At 69.4% G+C, this 21,995-nt stretch carries 12 protein-coding genes; 6 read left to right on the top strand and 6 right to left on the bottom strand.

Annotation, left to right across the window (positions count from 1 at the left end):
• The first annotated feature begins 8 nt into the window (after positions 1-8).
• Complete coding sequence (locus ACX9TP_RS22650; RefSeq protein WP_482981813.1) at positions 9-842, top strand: metallophosphoesterase; 834 nt, start codon at positions 9-11, stop codon at positions 840-842.
• Between the two features lie 7 nt (positions 843-849).
• On the opposite strand, the gene ACX9TP_RS22645 is transcribed toward ACX9TP_RS22650, so the two are convergent.
• Positions 850-1,449 carry a hypothetical protein gene (locus tag ACX9TP_RS22645; RefSeq protein ID WP_482981812.1) on the bottom strand — a complete coding sequence of 200 codons (600 nt, stop codon included), beginning with the start codon at positions 1,447-1,449 and terminating at the stop codon, positions 850-852.
• A gap of 166 nt (positions 1,450-1,615) precedes the next feature.
• On the opposite strand from ACX9TP_RS22645, the gene ACX9TP_RS22640 reads away from it, so the two are divergent.
• On the top strand, positions 1,616-3,343 hold the full coding sequence (locus ACX9TP_RS22640) for a DEAD/DEAH box helicase (RefSeq protein WP_482981811.1): 1,728 nt from the start codon (positions 1,616-1,618) through the stop codon (positions 3,341-3,343).
• A gap of 58 nt (positions 3,344-3,401) precedes the next feature.
• Here ACX9TP_RS22640 and ACX9TP_RS22635 read toward each other — a convergent pair whose 3' ends face one another.
• From ACX9TP_RS22635 to ACX9TP_RS22615, 5 genes are all read right to left on the bottom strand, one after another.
• Positions 3,402-4,082, bottom strand: coding sequence for a Fe2+-dependent dioxygenase (locus ACX9TP_RS22635; RefSeq protein WP_482981810.1), 681 nt, complete (start codon positions 4,080-4,082; stop codon positions 3,402-3,404).
• Positions 4,083-4,121: 39 nt separating this feature from the next.
• Positions 4,122-6,413, bottom strand: coding sequence for a TonB-dependent receptor (locus tag ACX9TP_RS22630; protein ID WP_482981809.1), 2,292 nt, complete (start codon positions 6,411-6,413; stop codon positions 4,122-4,124).
• A gap of 203 nt (positions 6,414-6,616) precedes the next feature.
• Positions 6,617-8,221: a PepSY-associated TM helix domain-containing protein gene (locus ACX9TP_RS22625; RefSeq protein WP_482981808.1), complete on the bottom strand. Its 1,605-nt coding sequence runs from the start codon at positions 8,219-8,221 to the stop codon at positions 6,617-6,619.
• A 35-nt stretch (positions 8,222-8,256) separates the two neighbouring features.
• Positions 8,257-9,111: an energy transducer TonB gene (locus ACX9TP_RS22620; protein ID WP_482981807.1), complete on the bottom strand. Its 855-nt coding sequence runs from the start codon at positions 9,109-9,111 to the stop codon at positions 8,257-8,259.
• A gap of 138 nt (positions 9,112-9,249) precedes the next feature.
• On the bottom strand, positions 9,250-9,738 hold the full coding sequence (locus tag ACX9TP_RS22615) for an NUDIX hydrolase (RefSeq protein ID WP_482981806.1): 489 nt from the start codon (positions 9,736-9,738) through the stop codon (positions 9,250-9,252).
• Positions 9,739-10,129: 391 nt separating this feature from the next.
• Between ACX9TP_RS22615 and gltB the strand changes: the two genes are divergently transcribed.
• The 4 genes from gltB to ACX9TP_RS22595 all read left to right on the top strand — a co-directional run bounded on the left by gltB (position 10,130) and on the right by ACX9TP_RS22595 (position 21,931).
• A complete protein-coding gene (gene gltB, locus ACX9TP_RS22610) occupies positions 10,130-14,701 on the top strand; it encodes a glutamate synthase large subunit (protein WP_482981805.1) in 4,572 nt (1,523 codons plus the stop codon).
• A gap of 2 nt (positions 14,702-14,703) precedes the next feature.
• Positions 14,704-16,164, top strand: a complete 1,461-nt coding sequence (locus ACX9TP_RS22605) for a glutamate synthase subunit beta (RefSeq protein ID WP_482981804.1) — start codon at positions 14,704-14,706, stop codon at positions 16,162-16,164.
• A gap of 427 nt (positions 16,165-16,591) precedes the next feature.
• The gene (locus ACX9TP_RS22600; protein WP_482981803.1) at positions 16,592-18,988 is read left to right on the top strand and encodes an NACHT domain-containing protein; all 2,397 of its coding nucleotides are present in this window, start codon (positions 16,592-16,594) and stop codon (positions 18,986-18,988) included.
• A 96-nt stretch (positions 18,989-19,084) separates the two neighbouring features.
• Positions 19,085-21,931: an ELWxxDGT repeat protein gene (locus tag ACX9TP_RS22595; RefSeq protein ID WP_482981802.1), complete on the top strand. Its 2,847-nt coding sequence runs from the start codon at positions 19,085-19,087 to the stop codon at positions 21,929-21,931.
• Positions 21,932-21,995 lie beyond the last annotated feature (64 nt).

Below are 21,995 nucleotides of genomic sequence, written 5' to 3'. Positions count from 1 at the left end.
GCCCCACCATGCCCACCGACATCAACGAGGTCTTCTTCGCCGCCGTGGGGGACGTCCACGGGCACATGAACCGCATGGTGAACGACCTCCGGCACGCGACGGAGGTCTTCCACCGGCAGTTCGACTTCGTCCTCCAGGTCGGCGACTTCGAGCCGCACCGCGACGAAGCGGACCTCGCCACCATGGCCGCTCCCGCGAAGTACCGGCACCTCGGCGACTTCGGCGCCTACCACAAGGTCCGGCGGAGCTTCCCCTGGCCCCTCTACTTCATCGGCGGCAACCACGAGCCCTATGGCTACCTCGACACCCACCCCGAGGGCTTCGAGCTGACCCGCCACTGCCACTACCTCGGCCGCGTCGGCGTCATGGACCTGCACGGCCTGCGCGTCGTGGGCCTGTCCGGCATCCACAGCGAGGAAGCCTTCCGCGACACCCGCCCACCCCTCTCCGCGCTCGGCTCCTGCTCCAACAAGGACTTCACGTACTTCAACGAGCGAGACGTCGAGCAGGTCCTGGAGCTCGGGCACGCGGACGTGCTCCTCGTCCACGACTGGCCCTCCGGCATCGTCGAGCCGAAGGACGCCACCGACTTCCAGGGACAGCGCCGGAGCTTCAGCCACGACACCGTGGGCAACGAGTACGCACGGCTGCTCGTGGACGCGCTCCAGCCGAAGCTGGTGCTCTGCGGGCACCTGCACCGGAGCTACGCCACCGAAATCCAGCACCCCTCCGGGAAGAAGACCTCCGTCCGCTGCCTGGCCAGCGTGGAGCAGGGGCGGGAGGCCTACGGCTACTTCGGCATCCGCGGCGGCTCGCTCCTGACCTGGGGCCTCACGGGCTGAATCCGCCCTACTTCACCGCCTGGGCGCAGTGCTCGTTGCCGTCCCCGAAGAAGTAACCCGCGCTGACATACGTTGTGCCCGCCAGCACGCAGAGGTTGGTGTCGAACGTCATCGTCCGGCGGTCGACGCTCGTGTTGATGTTGTTCGCCAGGAGCGAGCCGTCGAGCACCGTGCCATCCGTCCGGACGTAATAGAACCAGTTGCTCAAGCCCGAGCGGCTCGTCGGCAGGTTCGCGGACGGCGAGTAGGCCTTCAGCCGGAGGATGATGCGCTCATACCCCGCCAGGCACCAGCTGGTGTCCGGTCCGAAGAAGATCTGCCCCGACTGGTAGATGACGGGCCCGAGCGACGTGCTGGGATTCCAGCTCGTCCCGTGCGCCACGAAGTTCGCGCACGTGGGCGCCGCCACCGGCGTGCAGAACGCATTCACCCCGCAGTACTGGCCGTAGTAGCAGCCCGCGGGCTGTGCGGCGGTGGTGCTGCACGACTGCAGCTCCGCCTCGGCCACCCCCATCGTGTCCGCCAGGTCCTCCCCCGGGGCGCCCGGCCCACAGGCCACCAGCGGCATCCCCAGCACCAGGGCCCGGCCCCACCAGACACGTCGCATGGCGCTCTCCTCGGCGGGCCTCAATCCCGCCAGCTTTCCAAGCCACGTACTCTATGACATCCCCGCCCCGGCCCATGACCCCACGGCACGGGCTGTTTTCAGATGTGGGACAGAGCCGACAATCTTCGAGGCCATCCGGCGAGTGCAGGTGGTACAAGCCCCGGCTGTGAAAGCCTCGCCTCCTCCCCCCGAAGCCCCCGTCAACCCCACCTTCGACTCCCTGGGCCTCAAGCCCGCGCTGGTCGAGGCGCTCAGCGCGCTCGGCTACGAGGAGCCCACGCCCATCCAGGCCGCCGCCCTCCCGCCGCTGCTCGCCGGCAAGGACCTGCTCGGCATCGCCGCCACCGGCACCGGCAAGACGGCCGCCTTCGCCCTGCCCCTCCTTCAGCACCTGACGGCGGGCAAGAGCCGCCCGAACACCACCGCCGCGCTGGTGCTCGTCCCCACGCGCGAGCTGGCCATGCAGGTGTCCGAGGCCATCCACCGCTACGGGCAGAAGCTCGGCGTCACCGTGCTCCCCCTCTACGGCGGGCAGGTCATCGGCCAGCAGCTGCGCGTGCTCAAGCGCGGCGTGGACGTCGTCGTCGCCACCCCGGGCCGCGCGCTGGACCACCTGCGCCGCGGGACGCTCCAGCTCGACGACGTGCGCACCGTCGTGCTCGACGAGGCCGACGAGATGCTCGACATGGGCTTCGCCGACGACCTGGAGGCCATCCTCTCCGGGACGCCCGAGGACCGGCAGACGGCCCTGTTCTCCGCCACCCTGCCCCCGCGCATCGCCGCCATCGCCGAGCGCCACCTGCACGAGCCCGTGCGCGTGAAGATTGCCCGCGAGAAGGTGGAGCAGGGCGAGATTCCCCGCGTCCGCCAGACGGCCTACGTCGTCCCGCGCGCCTTCAAGATTGCCACGCTGGGCCGGCTGCTCGACGTGGAGTCGCCCACCGCGGCCATCATCTTCTGCCGCACCCGCACCGAGGTGGACGACCTCACCGTGTCCCTCAACGGCCGCGGCTGGCGCGCCCACGCCCTGCACGGCGGCATGACGCAGGAGCAGCGAGATCGCGTCATCAAGCAGCTCAAGTCGCAGGGCACGGACCTGCTCGTGGCCACGGACGTCGCGGCGCGAGGCCTGGACATCCCCCGGCTGTCGCACGTGGTGAACTTCGACGTGCCCAACGCGCCGGAGGCCTACGTGCACCGCATCGGCCGCACGGGCCGCGCCGGCCGCGAGGGCGTGGCGATTACGCTGGTGGAGCCCCGCGAGCACCGGCTGCTGCGCAACATCGAGCGCGTCACCGGCCAGCGCATCGAGGTGGCCACCGTCCCCACGGTGGCGGACCTGCGCGAGAAGCGGAAGGAGATGCTCCGCTCCTCCCTGCGCGAGACGCTGGTGGCCGGCGAGCTGGACCCGCTGCGCAGCGTGGTGGAGGACCTGGCCTCGGAGTTCGACGCCATGGACATCGCCGCCGCCGCGCTGAAGCTCCTCCAGGACTCGCAGGACGAGGGCCGCGAGGGCAAGGAGGAGGAAATCCCCACCGTCGCCCCGCAGAAGGACCGGCCCGAGCGCGGCAAGTTCGGTCCTCCCGGCGCGCCCGGAGGCCGGCCCGGCGGACGTCCGGAGCGGGGCCCGAAGTCCCGGGGGGGCCCGCCTACGTGGGACATCACCCGGCTGTGGATTGGCGCGGGCCGGCGCGCGGGCATGCGGCCGGCGGACCTGGTGGGTGCCATCGCTGGTGAGGCGGGGCTCGACTCGTCGCGCATCGGCGCCATCCAGATTGGCGACAGCTTCTCCCTGGTGGAGGTGCCGGAGCCGGACGCCAACCGCATCATCGCCGCGCTGAAGGAGACCACGCTCCGCGGCAAGAAGGTCATCGTCCGCAAGGACAAGGGCTGAGACGGCGGACGTCCCCCGGTGCGAGTCACCGGGGGGCGCGTCCGTCAGGGAGTCGCGCCTACGGCTCCGCCCACTGCCTCAGCAGGTTGTGGTACGTGCCCGTCAGCATGACCAGGGCGGGGCTCCTGGGCACCTCCTGGTTGAGCTGCGTAATCGCCGTGTCCATGTCGAAGAGCAGCGCGCGCTTCGACACGTCCCGCACCAGGCTCTGCACCCAGAAGAACGACGCCAGCCGCACGCCGCGCGTCACCGGCGTCACGTGGTGCAGGCTCGTCGCCGGGTAGATGATGAGGTCCCCCGCTGGCAGCTTCACCGCGTGGTTGCCGTAGGTGTCCTCCACCACCAGCTCGCCGCCGTCGTAGCTGTCCGGCTCGGAGAGGAACAGCGTGGCGGACACGTCCGTGCGGATGCGCTCCGCCATTCCCGGCAGCCCGCGGATGGCGTTGTCCACGTGCGAGCCGAAGGTCATCCCCGGCTCGTAGCGGTTGAACAGCGGGGGGAACACGCGCTGCGGCAGTACCGCCGAGATGAACAGCGCGCTGCGCTCCAGCCCCGCCAGCACCAGCGCCCCCAGCTCGCGAGCCTCCGGCCCGCCCTCGGGGAGCTGCAGGTTCTTCTTCACCTGACCGGACTGGTGCCCGGCGGTGACGCGGCCATCCGTCCAGGAAGCCCTCTCCATGACGGCGCGGAAGTGGGCCACCTGCTCCGCGCCGAGGACGTTGGGGATGTGGACCATCATGGAGAGGACTCCGAAAAGGACGGGGGCCGCGACGCGCGACTAGAAGCGGTAGCGCGCGGTCAGCAGCGCGGAGATGCCTTCCGCGGGGACGGCCTGACCCGAGTAGTACTGGTCGTAGTAGAGCGCGTCCGTGAGGTTGTACAGGTTGAGCTGCAGCGCCGCCTTGCCCCACTGGTAGCTGGCGAACGCGTCGAAGCGCCAGAAGTTCGGCACCTTGTTCGTCACCGCCGTGGCCGCGGTCGGGTTGTTGACGCTCGTCACGTCCTGGTAGACGGCGCCGCCACCCACGGACAGGTTCTCCAGCACCTGGTACGTGGACCAGAGCGAGATGCTGTGCCGCGGCGTGTTCGGCAGGCGCTGGCCGACGAGGAACGGGTTGGTGTGCTCCGTGATGGCGGAGTCCATCAGCGTGTAGTTCGCCAGCAGCTTCAGGCCGCTGGTAATCGTCCCCGCCACGCCCACGTTGAAGCCCTGCACGCGCTGCTCACCGGCGAGGATCTGCGGCGGCCCGTCCGGGTCCGTGTTGGGCACGCGCGCGTCCGTCTTGGTGATGCGGAACACCGCGCCGCTCAGGCCCAGCCGGTCCCCGAGGAACGAGCCCTTGGCGCCCGCCTCGACGATGGTGTTCTTCTCCGGGTCCAGGCTCACCGTGTCCGCCGTCAGCGTGCCCACCTCGGCCGAGGGGTTGGCGGACGTGCCGTACATGCCGTACACGCTCGTCCCTTCCATGGGCTTGAGGACGACGCCCGCGCGCCAGTTCATCAGGTGGTCGCTGTTCTGGAAGCGCGACTTCACGCCCGTGGCCGCCGTGGTGACGTAGTCCGTGTTGAACACGTCGTAGCGGAGCGAGCCGAGCACCTCCACGTACTTGCCGACCTCCACCTGGTCCGCGACGTAGAGGCCCATCGTCCGCTGCACGCTGGTGTTGGCGGTGGAGAAGACGCGCTGCACGGCGGACAGGTCCGGCTGCGGGTCCGGGTCGAACAGGTCCGCGGGGAGGTTGTTGCCGGTGGGCAGGCCCACCGCGTTCAGGTTGAAGCGGCCCTGGCCGCGCTTCTCCCACGTCAGCTCGACGCCGGCGTTGGTGGTGTGCTTGAGGAAGCCCGTCTCGAAGGTGCCGCGCACGTCCGCGAGGTTGGCGAGGTAGCTGTTGTCCGTCTCGGTCTCGAAGCGCTGCCGGCCGATGGTGGTGGGGGCCCCCGCGGTGGGCGTCAGGCCGCGCGGCGCCGTGGGCCGCGAGAAGCGGTCCACCCGGCCGTAGCGCAGCGTGTTGGTGAAGAGCACCGCGTCACCGAAGCGCTGGAGCAGCCGGCCGCTGGCGACGTGCGCGTCCACGCGCGTCTTGTCCGAGCCCTCCACGCCGTAGAAGGACTCACGCGGCACGTCGAGCGTCGTGGAGACGGGGTAGGTGTTGAAGTACGGCTGGCCGTAGTCGGGGACGCCGGACTCGCGCTGGAAGAGGTAGTCGGCCTCGAAGGCGGTGTTGTCGCTCAGCTGGTAGCGCAGCGAGGGCGCGAGGCCGAGGCGGTTGTCGGTGACGACGTTGCGGGCCGCGGCGTTGCCCAGCTCGCCCATGGCGTTGACGCGGACCTGGAACTTCTCGTTGACGGCCTCGTTGAGGTCGACCTCCAGGCGGCCGGAGGGCGCGGTGCCGCCGCTCAGCGCGACGTCCTGGAACGAGGTCCTCTTCGGCTTCTTGGTGACCAGGTTGACGGCGCCGCCGGTGGAGCCGCGGCCGAAGAGGACGGCGGACGGACCGAAGTAGGCCTCCACGCCCTCCAGGTTGAACGTGTCGCGCGAGTACCAGCCGAGGTCCCGGGCACCGTCGCGGGAGATGTCGTTCTGCGCGGAGAAGCCGCGGACGATGAAGGCGTCACCCTGGCGGCCGCCCTCGCCCGCGCTCATGGTGATGCCGGACACGTTGCGCAGCGCCTCGCGCACCGTCGTCACCTGCTGCTCCTCGAGCACCGCCTCGGGGACGACGGTGACGGACTGCGGCGTGGTGACCAGCGGCTTCGGCAGGCGCGTGAGGCTGCTCGCGGGGGCCTGGTAGCCCTTCTCCGCCTCGCCCTCCACCTTCACCGTGGGCAGCACGAAGGTGTTCTCCGTGCCCTGCTCCGTCGTCGGCTGCGCGGCCGTGTCCGTGCCGGACTGGGGCGCGGCCGGGGTCGCCTCGGTGGCGCCGCTCGTCTCCGCGCCTTCCACCACCGCCGGCGGGCTGGCCGGCGTCACCGGCGCGGCAACAGGCTCCTGGGCCATGGCGCCAGTGGCGGCCAGCGCCGACGCGAGGCCGACCGCGGCCTGCCCCCAGGGACGCAGCGCGGCGCGCACGCCTCCGGAGTGACCAACGGCCGAGCGGATACCTGGGGTACGGGGAGTCTTGGGGGACATGGCTGCTCTCGTGCTCCTGGCCGGGGAAGGCCTGTTCAACGTGTTCGTTCGATACCGATTTTGATACGCAAAATCAACTTGAGGACACAAAGAGGTCTGGCACGGGCGCTCGCGTCCGGCGGACCTTCTCGATGGATTCGGGGTTACGCGGTCGTCTCCGGCTCCGCCTGCACGGAGGCGGCTTCGGAGGCAGAAACGGTGCTGGTGCGGGTGCTGCGGCGCGGGAAGAAGCGGCGCCACGCGAGGGCGAAGCCCGTGTACACGAGGACCGCGCCTCCGAGCGAGGCGATGGCGGCGACGAGCTGACCGAGCCAGCCGAGCGCCTCGCCCGTGTGGAGGAAGCGCAGCCACGTGCGCAGCTTGCGGCCACTGTTGTAGTCCGCGTAGCCCTCCTGCTTCGCGACCTGGCCGGTGAACGGATCCAGCGACACCTGCGTCGACGCGAAGAGCGGCCACGCGCCCTGCTCGCGCACGGTGAAGGTGAGGGCCTCCACACCGCCGCCGCGACCCTCGCCGCCGCCACGATTGCCACCCGCCGGCGGCTGACCGCGGGGGCCGTCCTGCCCCGGAGCGCGCTCCGCGGCCTGCGCCTGCGGGCCCTGGCCACCCGGAACCGGGCCTCCCTCACCCGCGCGAGCCTGCGCCTGTGCGCCCTCCGCGGCCTGCGCCTGCGGGCCCTGGCCACCCGGAACCGGGCCTCCCTCACCCGCGCGAGCCTGCGCCTGTGCGCCCTCCGCGGCACGGGCCTGGGCACCGTCCCCGCCCTCACCCGCGCGAGCCTGCGCACCCCGCATGCCCTGGCCTTCCGGACCGGCCGGCTTCGCACCCTCCCCGCCCTGCCCCTGCGCACCACGAGGCCCCTGCCCCGGAGCGCCCCGCTGTCCCCCGGGGCGCGGCGCGCCACCCAGGCGCAGCGAGACGGACTTCCACTCGGGAGTCCCCTTCCGGGCCTCGGCGAAGAGCGCGTCCAGCTTCAGCTTCTCGGCGCCCGGAGGCGGCGTGGGCAGCTTCACCCCCGCCTGCGCGCCCGGCGGCCCCTGATTCGAGGGAGGCGTGTTGCCCGTCACCTTGAACACCAGGTCGGACGCCCACCGGTACGAGATGACCATGCCGGACGCGGTGAGGACGATGATGACCGGCAGCGACCAGAAGCCGATGACGTTGTGCCAGTTCCAGTCGCGCGCCTTGCCCTTCAGCCCGCGCCGGAACCACAGCGACGGCCGCATGGCGCGCAGCGTCCACTTGCGCGGCCACCACAGGTACAGGCCGGACACGGCGAGGAAGAGGAACACGATGTTGCTCACGCCCGTGAGGGCCTTGCCCACCGCGCGGTTGTCACCCGACGCCGCGAGCCAGCGGTGCAGCTCCTCATTCACGTGGAAGAAGTTGCGCCACCCCTCCGCGCCGCCGTCCTTCACCTCGCCCGTGTACGGATTCACGTAGACGAGGCTCTCGCGGCCCAGGTTCACCAGCACCGCCGCGTCGGGCTCCGGGTACACCGTCACGCCCGAGGGCTGCGCGTCCGGACGGGCGGCGCGCACGCGCGCCAGCAGCTCGTCCACGGAGAGCCGGGCCGCGTCCGGCGCGGGCACCTGCACCTGGCGCGCGTCGCGCTCGGCCCACTCCAGCAGCTGCGGCTCGAAGGCAATCGCCGCCCCCGTCAGCGACATGGTCGCGATGACGAGCCCGGCGACGATGCCCACCACGAGGTGAATCCAGAAGAGGATGTTGCGGAAGATGCTGTTCATGGGCGGAGACGGGCCCGGGCGCGAGGCCCGTGGCTTCACTTCAGTGAGAACTCGACGGGAATCTCGATGATGACGCGCACCGGCCGGCCCTCGCGCCCGAGCGCCGGGGAGAAGCGCCAGCGGCTGACCGCGTCGATGGCCGCCTGGTCCAGCGCGGGCACCGAGCGGATGATCCGCGTGTGCTGGGGCTCCACCTTGCCGTCCGTGCCGATGATGATGCGCACCACCACCAGCCCCTGGATGCCCTCCGAGCGCGCGCGGCGCGGGTAGTCCGGGGCCACCTGCTTGAGCACGGCCGGGGGACGCGACACCTGCTTGAGCCCCAGGGCCTCACCCGTCCCGCCCGAAGCGCCCACCACCCCGCCCTGCTGTCCACCGAGGACACCGCCCACCACGCCACCCACCACCGCGCCCACGTTGGCCGCCGGAACCTCTTCCGTGGGCTCGGACGGCGCGACGTCGACGGGAGGCTCCGGCACCGGCTCGGGCTTCACCTCGGGCTCGGGGATGGGCTTCGGCACGGGCACGACGAACTGGCGCTCCACGGGGCGCGGGGTGCGCGCCTGCGTCGGGCGCGCCTTCTCCACCTTGGCGGCGCCCGTACTGGCGGGCGCGGGCGGCGGCGGCGCGAAGGTGAGGAACACCAGCTCCGGCTCCGGCGCCGCGAGGGCCCTCTCCGGCCGCGCGGACGAGAACATCACCCCGCTCGCGAACACCCCGACGTGCACCGCCACGGCCACCACCACGGCCTGGCCCCAGCGCTTCGACGGAGCCTCGCCCGGAGCCGCTTCGCCCATGCGAAACAGCCCCACCGCGGGCCGCGCACGCTCCACCGGAGCGACGCGCTCATCCGCCACCGCCGGATAGTCGAAATTGAGAATCGTTCTCATTTTCACGTCAGAGATGGATACTCCCTGAGCAGGCCAGCCGTCAACGGGTGAGTTCAGTCCCACCGTACTTGGAGTGTGAGGCTGTTGCGGATGGACAGCCTGCTGTTGCGTGAGAGACCCCCGACGCGCGAGCGGTGCTTATAGCCGCGTGAAGGACCAGCTCACCGCGCGCCCGCCCTCGTAGGGCATGACGCCATGGAAGGGCCGCGAGTCCCCGTCGAACACGAGCGGCAGGAAGTGCCTGTCCCCGTCCCACAGGTTCAGCTTCGGCAGCTCCGCCACGGGGACCCAGGACAGCGAGCCCTCCGGGTTGCGCTCCAGCGGCGTGCCCTCGAAGCGGTCGATGCGGAAGACGAAGCCGAGCCAGTCCTCGCCGTGCTTGCCGAAGCCGGGCCAGGAGATGGTGCCGCGCAGCACCATCTCCACGCACTCGATGCCGGCCTCCTCGCGAATCTCGCGGCGCATGCACGCGGCCACGTCCTCGTCGCGGTCCAGCTTCCCGCCCAGCCCGTTGTACTTGCCGTAGTGGGCGTCATCCGGCCGCGCGTTGCGGTGGATCAGCAGCACCCGCTGCCGGTCCGGCGACATGACGTAGCCGAGCGTTCCGATGATGGGCGTGTAGGGCATGGCGGGCTCCGGCGCGGCGGGACTGGCGCGCCTGCCTAGAACAAAGGGCCGCACCGCACCAGCGCCGTCCCCGTGAGCCGGGGCTCGCGCGTCCAGCGACATGGCGGCTGCCGGCGCGCCTGCCTGAAACAAAGGGCCACCCGCCCCCCGTTCCATCCTCCATGCGGCGCGTCACGCCCAGAGTCCCGGGCGCCGCCTCGCGTCGCGGGAAGGCACACCCCTGGCGGCCCTGGAGCTGCCGGGAAGGCGACACCTCCCTGCCCGGCGGTGTCGGCCAGCCCCGCTGGCGTCCCCCGCGAGGCTCGCTGGGGACTGCCATTCGCCAACGCAACGCGTTAACATATCGCGTCATCCACATGACCTCCCGCGTCAGCGGAGAAGGGGGAAGTTGATGTCCGCAATCCTCCCCGGCCGGTACGGCCTCTACGAGCCCGACACCGAGCACGACGCCTGCGGCGTGGGCTTCGTCGCCCACCTGCGAGGTGAGCGCTCCCGAGGCATCGTCGAGGACGCCCTGGAGCTGCTCAACCGGCTGAGCCACCGGGCCGCCGCCGGGAGGGACCCTCGGACGGGAGATGGAGCGGGCATCCTGGTGCAGCTCCCCCACCGCTACTTCGAGCGTGTGGTGCCGGGGCTCGGCTTCGAGCTCCCCCCGCGCAGGCACTACGGCGTGGGCCAGGTCTTCCTCCCGCCCGAGCCCCAGGCGCGCGCCGCGTGCGAGGCGGCCTTCGAGGAGGTGGTGGCCGAGGAAGGTCAGCGCGTGCTCGGTTGGCGGGACGTCCCCGTGGACCCCGAGCACCTGGGGCCGGTGGCCCGCGAGGCCGCGCCCGTCATCCGCCAGCTTTTCATCGCCCGGCGCCGCGTGGTGCCCAGCGCCTTCGAGCGCAAGCTCTACCGCATCCGCAAGCTGACGGAGAACCGCGTGCAGGCGCGCGGCGTGGACCCGGGGAGCCACTTCCACGTCGCGTCCCTGTCGTCGGAGACGCTCATCTACAAGGGGCTGATGCTGCCGGCGGACCTGCCCCGCTTCTACACGGACCTGCAGCAGCCGGACTTCGTGAGCGCGCTGGCGCTGGTGCACTCGCGCTTCTCCACCAACACCTTCCCCAGGTGGGAGCTGGCGCAGCCGTTCCGCTTCATCGCGCACAACGGCGAAATCAACACCCTGCGCGGCAACCGCAACTGGATGACGGCGCGGCGCGGGCTGCTCCAGACGGCGCGGCTGGGCGGGAGCCTGGAGCCGCTCCAGCCCATCATCGTCCCCGGCAAGAGCGACTCGGCGCAGTTCGACAACATGGTGGAGCTGCTCTACCTGGGCGGCCGCACGCTGCCGCACGCGCTGATGATGATGATTCCGGAGGCGTGGGAGGGCGACGCGCTGATGGCCGACGAGCGCCGCGCCTTCTACAAGTACTCCTCCGCCCTGCTGGAGCCGTGGGACGGGCCCGCCGCCATCGCCTTCACGGACGGGCAGCTCATCGGCGCCACGCTGGACCGCAACGGCCTGCGGCCCGCGCGCTACCTCGTCACGGAGGATGACCGCATCATCCTCGCGTCGGAGACAGGCGTCATCGACGTGCCGCCCGCGCAGGTCCGGCGCAAGGGGCGCCTGACGCCGGGGCGCATGCTGCTGGTGGACACCACCGAGGGCCGCATCCTCGAGGACGCGGACGTCAAGCGCGACATCACCACGCGCTGGCCCTACCGCAAGTGGCTGGAGCGCAACGTCTATACGTTCGATGACCTGCCCTCCATCACCGCCCCGGTGCGGCTGCGAGGTGAGGAGCTCTGGCGGCTCCAGCGCGCCTTCGGCTTCACCGCCGAGGACGTGCGCACGGTGCTGGCCCCCATGGCGGAGACCGGCAAGGAGCCCGTGGGCTCCATGGGCACGGACACGCCCCTGGCCGTCCTGAGCGACCAGGCTCCGAGCCTCTTCTCGTACTTCCACCAGCTCTTCGCGCAGGTGACGAACCCGCCCATCGACCCGCTGCGCGAGTCGCTGGTGATGACGCTGGCCACCGCGCTCGGGCCGGAGAGCAACACCTTCGAGGAGACGCCGGAGCAGTGCCACCGGCTGTCGCTGCCGGGCCCCATCCTCACCAACGGGCAGCTCGCGAGGCTGAGCGCCATCCATGGCGAGGGGCTCTTCGAGACGAAGCGCCTGTCACTCCTCTACCCGGTGGACGGTGGCGAGGGCGCGCTGGATGTCGCGGTGGAGCGGCTGTGCACGGCGGCCGTGGACGCGGTGGACTCGGGCGCCAGCATCCTGCTGCTGAGCGACAGGGGCGTGGACGCGGCGCACGCGGCGATTCCCGCTCTACTCGCCATGTCCGCGGTGCACCAGCGCCTGGTCCGCGACGGCATCCGCATGTACACCGGCCTGCTCCTGGAGACGGCCGAGGCTCGCGAGGTGCACCACTTCGCCTGCCTCTTCGCCTATGGCGCGTCGGCGGTGAACCCGTACCTCGCGCTGGACACGCTGCGCGCCATGGCGGACTCGGGCGAGCTGGCGGTGGACGCGGAGAAGGCCCAGGAGCGCTTCATCCACGCCGTGGAGGAAGGGCTCCTCAAGGTCATGTCGAAGATGGGCATCTCCACGCTCCAGTCCTACCGGGGCGCGCAGCTCTTCGAAGCGGTGGGGCTTCAGCGCTCGCTGGTGGAGCGGCACTTCACCGGCACCTCCTCGCGCGTGGAAGGCGTGGGGCTGTCGGAACTGGGGCGCGAGGTGCGCGAGCGCCACACGCGCGGCTTCGGCGCGGAGGCGGACGCGGAGAAGGGCCTGCTGCCCGTGGGCGGCCAGTTCCGGTGGCGCCGTCTGGGCGAGCGGCACAAGTGGAACCCGGCCACCATCGCGAAGCTGCAGGCGGCGGTGCGCGGCAACGACGCCGCGCTCTTCTCGGAGTACTCGCGGCTGGCGGACGACGAGACGCGCGAGCACTGCAACCTGCGTGGCCTGCTGGACGTGGTGACGGAGGGCCGCACCGCGGTGCCGCTGGAGGAGGTGGAGCCCGCGCTCTCGATTGCGCGCCGCTTCGTCACCGGCGCCATGTCCTTCGGCTCCATCAGCGCCGAGGCACACGAGACGCTGGCGATTGCCATGAACCGGCTGGGAGGGCGCTCCAACAGCGGCGAGGGTGGCGAGGAGTCGCGCCGCTACACGCCGGACGAGAATGGAGACTCGCGCCGCAGCGCCATCAAGCAGGTGGCGAGCGCACGGTTCGGCGTCACCACCGAGTACCTCGTCAACGCGGACGAATTGCAGATCAAGGTCGCCCAGGGAGCCAAGCCCGGCGAGGGCGGCCAGCTCCCCGGCCACAAGGTGGACGAGCGGATTGCGAAGGTGCGCTGGTCCACGCCGGGCGTCACGCTCATCTCCCCTCCCCCGCACCACGACATCTACTCCATCGAGGACCTGGCGCAGCTCATCTATGACTTGCAGTCGGTGAACTCGCGCTCGCGCGTCAGCGTGAAGCTGGTGAGCGAGGTGGGTGTGGGCACCATCGCCGCGGGCGTGGCGAAGGCGGGCGCCGGGGCGGTGGTCATCTCCGGGTATGAGGGCGGCACGGGCGCCTCGCCCCTGTCGAGCCTCCTGCACGCGGGCCTGCCGTGGGAGCTGGGGCTGGCGGAGACGCAGCAGGTGCTGGTGCACAACGGGCTGCGCTCGCGCATCCGGGTGCAGGTGGACGGCGGCCTGCGCACCGCGCGCGACGTGCTGGTGGCCGCGCTGCTGGGTGCCGAGGAGTTCGGCATGGCCACCGCGAGCCTCGTGGCCGTGGGCTGCATCATGCTGCGCAAGTGCCACCTGAATACGTGCTCGGCCGGCATCGCCACGCAGGACCCGGCGCTGCGCGAGCGCTTCCAGGGCAAGCCCGAGGACGTGGTGAACTTCTTCCTCCTCGTCGCGGAGGACCTGCGCACGAAGATGGCCGCGCTGGGAGCGCGCACGCTGGAGGAGCTGGTGGGCCGCGTGGACCTGCTGCGGCAGCGTCCGGCGGTGGACCACTGGAAGGCGAAGCGGGTGGACCTGTCCGCGCTGCTGGCGGCGCCCGCGGCTCCGGCCAGCGAGCCCCGGCACTGCAAGGTGCCTCGGGTGAAGGACGTGTCGGACCACCTGGACCACACGCTGCTCGCGGCCGCGAGCCACGTGCTGGATGGCGGGCCGCCGCTCCTCTTGACGCAGCCGGTGAGCAACACGCACCGCGCGGTGGGGGCCATGCTGTCGGGCGAGCTTGCCCGGCGGCACGGGGGTCGGGGCCTGCCAGACGGGCGCATCCACGTGAAGATGAAGGGCTCGGCGGGACAGAGCTTCGGCGCGTTCCTGGTGGCCGGGGTGACGCTGGAACTGGAGGGCGATGCCAACGACTACGTCGGCAAGGGCCTGTCCGGCGGGCGCATCATCGTCTACCCACCGCAGGCCAGCCGCTTCGTGGCGGAGGACAACGTGCTGGTGGGCAACACCGCGCTGTACGGCGCCACCGGCGGCGAGGTGTACCTGCGGGGGCTCGCGGGTGAGCGCTTCGCGGTGCGCAACAGCGGCGCGCAGGCGGTGGTGGAGGGCGTGGGCGACCACGGCTGCGAGTACATGACGGGCGGCGTGGTGGTGGTGCTCGGCGCCACCGGACGCAACTTCGCGGCGGGCATGAGCGGTGGCACGGCGTACGTGCTGGACACGGAGCTGTCCTTCCGCGAGCGGTGCAACCTGGAGATGGTGGAGCTGGAGTCGCTGGTGGACGAGTCGGAAATCTGGCTCGTGCACGGCATGGTGGAGCGGCACCTGCGCCACACGGGCAGCGCGCTGGCGAAGCGGGTGCTGGACAACTGGGAGCTGATGGTGCCGCGGTTCGTGAAGGTGATGCCCACGGACTACAAGCGCGTGCTCCAGGCACGGCGCGCGGCGCGGAAGCCCATCGAGGCCATCGCGGAGCAGCTTCAGCAGACGGCCGGCGCTGGCGGGAGGGCCTGACCATGGGAAAGCCGACGGGATTCATGGAGTGGCCCCGCGTCCATGCGCACAAGCGGGAGAAGCAGGAGCGGCTCGGGGACTGGAAGGAGTTCGCGCTGCCGCTGGCGCCCGAGGAGGCGAAGCGCCAGGCGGGCCGGTGCATGGACTGTGGAGTGCCCTTCTGCCACCAGGGCTGCCCGCTGGGGAACCTCATCCCCGACTTCAACGAGGCCGTGTACCGGGGGCGCTGGCGTGAGGCGTACGAGCTGCTCAGCCGCACCAACGGCTTTCCGGAGCTGACGGGGCGGCTGTGCCCCGCGCCGTGCGAGGCGGCGTGCGTGCTGGCAATTGACCGGGACGCGGTGACGATTGAGCAGCTGGAGAAGGAGATTTCGGAGCGGGCCTTCGCGGAGGGCTGGGTGAAGCCGAGGCCGCCGGCGCGGCGCACGGGGCGCAGCGTGGGCGTGGTGGGCTCGGGGCCCGCGGGCCTGGCGGCGGCGGCGCAGCTCAACGCGGCGGGACACACCGTCACAGTGTACGAGCGGGACTCGCGGCCCGGTGGGCTGCTGCGCTACGGCATCCCCGACTTCAAGCTGGAGAAGTGGGTGTTGGATCGGCGGCTGGCGGTGATGGAGGCGGAGGGCATCACCTTCGTCAACGGCGTGGATGTCGGTGGGGCGCCAGGCTTCCGCGAGCTGCGCTCGAAGCACGACGCGCTGGTGCTGGCGATGGGCGCGCGGCGGCCGAGGGAGCTGGAAGTGCCGGGGCGCGAGCTGTCCGGCGTGGTGCAGGCGATGGAGTTCCTGGAGCACCAGAACCGGCTCGTGGCGGGACACGGCGAGAAGGACGCGCGGCTGGACGCGGCGGGCCGGCGGGTGGTGATTCTGGGCGGCGGTGACACGGGCTCGGACTGCCTGGGCACCGCGCTGCGGCAGGGGGCGAAGAGCGTGGTGCAGGTGGAGCTGTTGCCGGCGCCGCCCCAGGTGCGCGCGGCGGGCAATCCGTGGCCGAAGTGGCCGGTGGTGTTCCGCACCTCGTCGAGCCAGGAGGAAGGTGGCGAGCGCGCCTTCGCGCTGCTGACGAAGCGGCTGAGCGGGACGGACGGACGTGTGCAGACGCTGCACGCGGTGCAGGTGGAGCTGCACCGGGAGCCCGGAGCACTGCCGCGCATGGTGGAGGTGGCCGGCTCGGAGACGACGCTCGACGTGGACCTGCTGGTGCTGGCCATGGGCTTCACGGGGCCGGAGCCGGGGCGGCTGTCGGAGGAGCTGGGCGTGAAGCTCACACCACGAGGCACCGTGCAGGTGGACGCGCGCTTCGCGACGACAGCCGACGGCGTGTTCTGCGCGGGAGATGCCAGCCGGGGCGCGAGCCTCATCGTCTGGGCGCTTTCCGATGGTCGCGAGGCGGCGAAGTCGGTGGATGCGTACCTCGCGGGTGGGCGCTCGGCATTGCCCACCAAGGGCGCGGACTGCGCGTTCTGATGGGCGGTTGTTGGGGACCGCGCTTCTTCGAGCTCCGGACGATAAAGGCCTCTAAGCCCTCGTGATTTCGCCCCCTTGCTGGGGGCCTGCATCTTTGGGCGCCGCTTGGGGAGACCTCCGTCCTGCGAGCGATGTCGTCCTCCGGCGGCTGGAGCCGCTGAGGTGTCAGCCGCTTCGCTCCCCTGGTCAATGAGCACTTCCGGGCCCATTCCTCTGCCGAAGGGCGGCCGACGGCCCACGAGCGAAGCCTCCCTGGGCGCCTCCCGCGTGTGTCTACTGGAGCAAAGGACAGTGCCCCAAGGTCTCACAGCTTGTCCGCCGGATTCCGCATATTCAACCACGAGCCCCTCATGAGGGGAGTGGACTGCGATCAGCCAATATCGAGGCTGCGCATGGAACCAACCCAAGCGCCAATCCCAACGTTCCAATGAACCCAGACCCCTCCTTCCCGCTTTACTACACACAAATAGCCAATCTACGCAAAGAATCCAACGCACAAAAACGAGGATACCAGTTCGAGCAACTCATCAGGGAAATACTCCCCTGGACGAATCGTCCCCCCATACCAATCAGTGGCGAGTCCGAACAGCTTGACGCCTTCTTCGAATGGAGTGGCTGGCACTTCATCGTCGAGTCAAAAGCGAAGCGGGACCCGATCAAGAGAGGCTCTCACGACTGGGAAGACTTTGCGCTCAAAATCAGGAAGCGGCACGGGCAATGTTTCGGACTCTTCTGCTCCTTGAATGAAGTAGATCAGAGCATCTACGAAGACGCCAGGGAGCTCATCCGGGGGGCCATGATCACCATCGTAATCGCCGGTAACGACTGGGACGATCTGAGCCGACTGAAGATTCCCCTGCCGGACTATTTGAGATACATGGTCTTCCACGCAAAGGCCAAACGCATCTCTCATCCAAAATCTTTCAAAGACGTCCGGGACTGGTGTTACGACAGGGCCCTTAGCGAAAAGCAACTGGACTCCGCTTGTCGCAAGGCATCGGCAACCTTCCTGCGAAGGCATCGCCTGACTGAGCATCAAAAGATATATATCGACCGAGGAATCGACGAAAACATCACCCAAATCGCCAACACACTGCGCCCATCGAAGCTTGCAAACATACAGAAAGAGCATCTTCGCGGCACCCACGCATATACGACCAGCCGTGAACCACCCAAGCAACTGCTCGTAATCAGGGATCTTTCCGGCTCAGGCAAGACGACGCTGTCCGTCCAGATAGCGCTGACTCGAGACAAGTTTTTTGGAGTAGCACGCGCCGCCGCCGAACAAGGCGTGGAGTGCCTGGAAGAAACCCTCTCTGAACTGGGAAGCAGCTTCGGACTGCCGCATTTCTGTGCCACAGACAGACCGTTTATCTACACGATAGATTCACTAGACGAAGCGGCGTTTATTCCGAACAAGAGACAAGACATCAGGGCCGTCATCAAGTCTCTCGACCGCCTCAACTCAGTCGCCAGGGCCCAGGACCTGATAAGCTTCCCTATCGCAATCATCTTCACGGTCCGAGAGGATTACTGGCGAGACTGGGAGTACCTGTTCGAGGGCAACAGCACAGCCACCTTCAAGAAAACATTTTCATACTTCAGTATTGAAGAAACACTCCTGGCAATAAGAAAATACGAAGAGGCCTACGAGTACACACTGACAGACAGTCTCGATCCAGACACAATCCAACTGCTCTCCCACCCATTCAATCTTTTCATACTATCCGAATCGAACAAGTATAGGGGCGCCGTCAGCAGTGGAGACATCCTGCATGAGAACATGCTGGGACTCTATTTCGAACGGAAGAAGGAAGACCTGCTCAAGCGTCCCATTCCCGGATTCGACCCGCGCCTGCTCATGAAGGTGCTCTCGGAATTGGCACTGGCCGCCTCCATCAAAGGTACCAACTCGCTCTCCCGACAAGAGGCCGAGTCCATCATCAAGAAGAAGTTCAGAAGCCTTTCTGACCACGCCGATGCAGTCATCCACTTCATCACCGCAGAGCAGTTACTCACCAGGGACAGCGAATTCTCAGGCACTCTTCATTTCAGGCACATCCGGTTCATGGAGTACCTGCTGGCCTACTATGCGGCAGAGAAACTGGACCACACTGGTGACGCAAAGGAGTTCAACAAGCTCACAAGCAGGCTTGCGGCAGGGGGATTCATCTCCATCTACAGAATCCACGACTTCGTGCGCCACATTTGTCAGACGCAATTTCCCCAAACCCACAAGCTCCTCCAGTCAATATACTCCACCTCCAGAACCTACGTAAGGAAGCTCATAGTCACACAAAGAAGCAAGCTCTCCTTCGGGGACTCAACCTCGGAACTGGACATTGAAGTAATCACAAAAGGCATCGACAAATCGGATCCGCACCTTTGCTGGGACGGGTTCTTCGTCATCGCCGCCAAGCCTAACTCCCAAGCCCCTGCGAGGATCAAGCAACTGTTCGAGATCGCCTGGGATGCCAATTACGGAAAAGCGGATCGCTTCAAGCTAATAGACAAAATGGCTCATCGAGGACTGCTCTTCGAAGAGTGTGTCATCAGTCGCTTGCTTCGGAGCAACGAGCCGCGTGACTGGTACTCCTACATTGACGGTATTGTAACTGGGTCCCTGTACCGAGAATTCAGGGACACGGTCGACGCTTTGGGGCTCCCCCGTCTCTTGAACCAAATTCAAGGAAAATCTGGAGAGGAGTGGAGGAGAATCGCATCGACAGTTCAAGGAATCATGGAGGGGAAGACATACGAAGCGGGCAGCCTGTGCCCCCTGGGCACGCCCACGCCGCCAACAGACTCCACTTCTGGATGTTAGGCCCTCCCCGGAGGACGGCTTAGCTGTGCATAGGGGGAAGACCAGCTTTGGCGCCCCACCCGCGTGCGTTCCCCGGCGCGAAGGACGGTGCCCCCAATGGCCTCGCAGCCTGTCCGGCCGACTCTCCTCCTGCTGTGCATGGCGGGAGCCATCGCCTGTGATGGCTCCCTCCCCACCCCGCTCTCGAACGACGACCTGGCGCATGAGGTCTCCGCGCTCCTGTCCGGACGTGCTTTCGCCGTGGACGACATCGCCGGAGGCCGGCTCAGCGGCGCGCCCTACGCGCTGACGGACGCCGCCGGCACGCTCCTCTTCGGCGCCACGGACCTGTCCCGGGGCACGGAGCTCTGGAAGAGCGACGGCACGGACTCCGGCACCTTCCTGGTCAAGGACATCCGTCCCGGTCCCCTCGGCTCGGACCCTCACGACCTGACCCCCGTCAACAGCACCCTCTTCTTCATCGCCAACGACGGCGAGCACGGCGATGAGCTGTGGCGCAGCAATGGCAAGCCGTCCGGGACGTCGCTCGTCGTGGACCTGCGCCCGGGCTCCGCCAGCGCCGGCCTTCGGGACCTCACCGTCCTGGGCAACTCCCTCTACTTCGTCGCCAATGACGGCGTCTCGGGCGTCGAGCTGTGGCGCACCGACGGCACGGCCGCGGGCACCCGGCTCGTGAAGGACCTCTCGCCCGGTGGCTCGGGCTCGTACCCGGCCCACCTCACCGCGTCGGCGGGACGGCTCTACTTCTTCGTCGACCGCACCCTCTGGAAGAGCGACGGCACCCCCGAGGGCACCCTCCCCGTCCGCCAGCTGGAGGCCCCTCCCGGGGTCATCGTCCGGCCTCGGGGACTCACGAGTGTGACGGGACAGCTCTTCTTCTTCGTCCAGCTCGACGGCAATGACGACGATGGTGCCCCGCTCATCGCGCCCCCTCTGACGCTGTGGAAGAGCGACGGCACCGCGAGCGGCACAGTCCAGCTCGCGAACATCGGGCGCCCCAGGCTCGACAGCGACCCGCGCCCCACCTGCGCCCGGGGACTCCTCTTCTTCGTCACCAGCACCCCGGAGGGCGGTGACGAGCTGTGGCGCAGCGACGGCACCGCCGACGGCACGTCCCGCGTCGCGGACATCGCTCCCGGCCCGGTCAGCTCCAACCCCAGGGAGCTGACCGCGCTGGGCAACCTCCTCTTCTTCTCCGCCTGGTCTCCAGCGCACGGCGACGAGCTGTGGCGCAGCGACGGCACGCCCGGCGGCACCGTGCTCGTGAAGGACATCACCCCCGGGCCGGAGGGCTCGGCGCTCGCGTCCCTCCGTGCACAGCAGGGCCGGCTCTACTTCTCCGCGCGCGAGCCCGGAAAGGGGCACGAGCCGTGGACGAGCCTCGGCACCCTCGCCAGCACCTCGCGCATCCGCGACATCGCGGGCGGGGCCCTCTCCTCGTCGGCGCGCGACTTCACGGCCAGCGGCTCGCGGCTGTTCTTCACGGCGCACCACCGCGACTCCGGTGCCGAGCTGTGGGCCATCGGCCTCTCGGATGACATCGGCCAGGTCCCCACCGGCCTGCGCCTCGCGGGCGGCTCCGGTACGACACGCGAGAGTGACGACACCTCGCCGGCCCCGCTGTTGGACCCGGACGCCGCCCGCCTGGTGCAGGACCTCCGCCCGGGCGCATTGCCGCCGTCCACCTCGTCGTGGACCGCCATGGGCGGAGCCCTCTTCTTCGACTCGGACGACGGCAGCCTCGGCGCCGAGCCGTGGCGGACCGATGGCACCCCGGAAGGAACGTTCCTTCTCCTGGACCTCCGCCCGGGCCCCCAGGGCTCGGCACCTTCCCATTTCTTCGTGCTCGGCACCCACGCCTTCTTCTTCGCGGACGACGGCATCGTGGGCCGCGAGCTGTGGCGCACCGACGGGACTCGCGAGGGCACCGTCCTCGTGAAGGACATCCACCCGGGCCCCGCGGGCAGCGCGGCCTTCGGCTTCCCGGTGGTGCTGGGCGGCGTCGCGTACTTCACCGCCACCGACGGCCTCCACGGCGAGGAGCTCTGGCGCACGGACGGCACCGCCGGGGGCACCGTCCTCGTGAAGGACCTCCGCCCGGGCCCACAAGGCAGCTCGAGCGGCACCCTGCTGGCCGCGGGAGACCGCCTGTACTTCACCGGCTTCTTCGCGGACGAGGGCTGGGAGCTGGGCGTCAGCGACGGCACCGCCGAGGGCACCCGGCTCGTGAAGGACCTGGTGCCAGGACCTGACGGCTCCTTCCCCCGAAGCCTCACCGCCCTGGGGACGCGCGTCGTCTTCGCGGCCGGGGACCTGGAGCACGGCAGCGAGCCCTGGGTCAGCGATGGCACCGAGGCCGGCACCGTGCTGCTGCGCGACATCCACCCCGGCCAGGGCGGCTCCGTCCCGGATGGCTTCACCGTGGCAGGGGGCCGCGTCTTCTTCGCGGCCACGGACCCGGTGAGTGGCCGCGAGCCCTGGCTCAGTGACGGCACCTGCGACGGCACCGCGCTCGTGGCGGACGTGTGGCCCGGCCCGGAAGGCTCGTACCCCGGCTGGTTCGGAGCCCTGGGGAGCATCGCCCTCTTCAGCGCCGATGACGGCGTGCACGGTCAGGAGCCCTGGCGCTCGGATGGGACGGCGGACGGCACGGCCCTGGTGCGGGACATCCGCCCCGGCCCGGGGCACTCGGAGCCCCGGTGGATGACGGACTCCGGCGGCGTCGCCCTCCTGCACGCGGACGACGGGGAGCACGGCGCGGAGCTGTGGCGGACCGATGGCACGTGGCCCGGAACGCAGCTGCGGCAGGAGCTGGCACCGGGACGGCTGGGCTCGCTGCCCTACTTCTTCACGCGCGCCGGCCCCCACGTCTTCTTCCTCGCCGATGACGGCGCGCACGGCATCGAGTGGTGGGTTCTCGACGAACCCGAGGGCGGCGGATGACGGCGAGTCCGCGGGAATAGACCCGGGCCCCAACCGTTATGCGGGGTTCAACCCCACTTCCACC

This window comes from Pyxidicoccus sp. M15 (assembly GCF_056858435.1).
This window is presented reverse-complemented; position numbering and strand designations above follow the sequence as displayed.

Excerpts from the sequence above, each read along its gene's own strand:
- ACX9TP_RS22650 (WP_482981813.1), top strand. The coding sequence starts at position 9 with ATGCCCACCGACATCAACGAGGTCTTCTTCGCCGCCGTGGGGGACGTC.
- ACX9TP_RS22645 (WP_482981812.1), bottom strand. The coding sequence starts at position 1,449 with ATGCGACGTGTCTGGTGGGGCCGGGCCCTGGTGCTGGGGATGCCGCTG.
- ACX9TP_RS22635 (WP_482981810.1), bottom strand. The coding sequence starts at position 4,082 with ATGATGGTCCACATCCCCAACGTCCTCGGCGCGGAGCAGGTGGCCCAC.
- ACX9TP_RS22625 (WP_482981808.1), bottom strand. The coding sequence starts at position 8,221 with ATGAACAGCATCTTCCGCAACATCCTCTTCTGGATTCACCTCGTGGTG.
- ACX9TP_RS22620 (WP_482981807.1), bottom strand. The coding sequence starts at position 9,111 with ATGAGAACGATTCTCAATTTCGACTATCCGGCGGTGGCGGATGAGCGC.
- ACX9TP_RS22615 (WP_482981806.1), bottom strand. The coding sequence starts at position 9,738 with ATGCCCTACACGCCCATCATCGGAACGCTCGGCTACGTCATGTCGCCG.
- gltB (WP_482981805.1), top strand. The coding sequence starts at position 10,130 with ATGTCCGCAATCCTCCCCGGCCGGTACGGCCTCTACGAGCCCGACACC.
- ACX9TP_RS22605 (WP_482981804.1), top strand. The coding sequence starts at position 14,704 with ATGGGAAAGCCGACGGGATTCATGGAGTGGCCCCGCGTCCATGCGCAC.
- ACX9TP_RS22600 (WP_482981803.1), top strand. The coding sequence starts at position 16,592 with ATGAACCCAGACCCCTCCTTCCCGCTTTACTACACACAAATAGCCAAT.
- ACX9TP_RS22595 (WP_482981802.1), top strand. The coding sequence starts at position 19,085 with ATGGCCTCGCAGCCTGTCCGGCCGACTCTCCTCCTGCTGTGCATGGCG.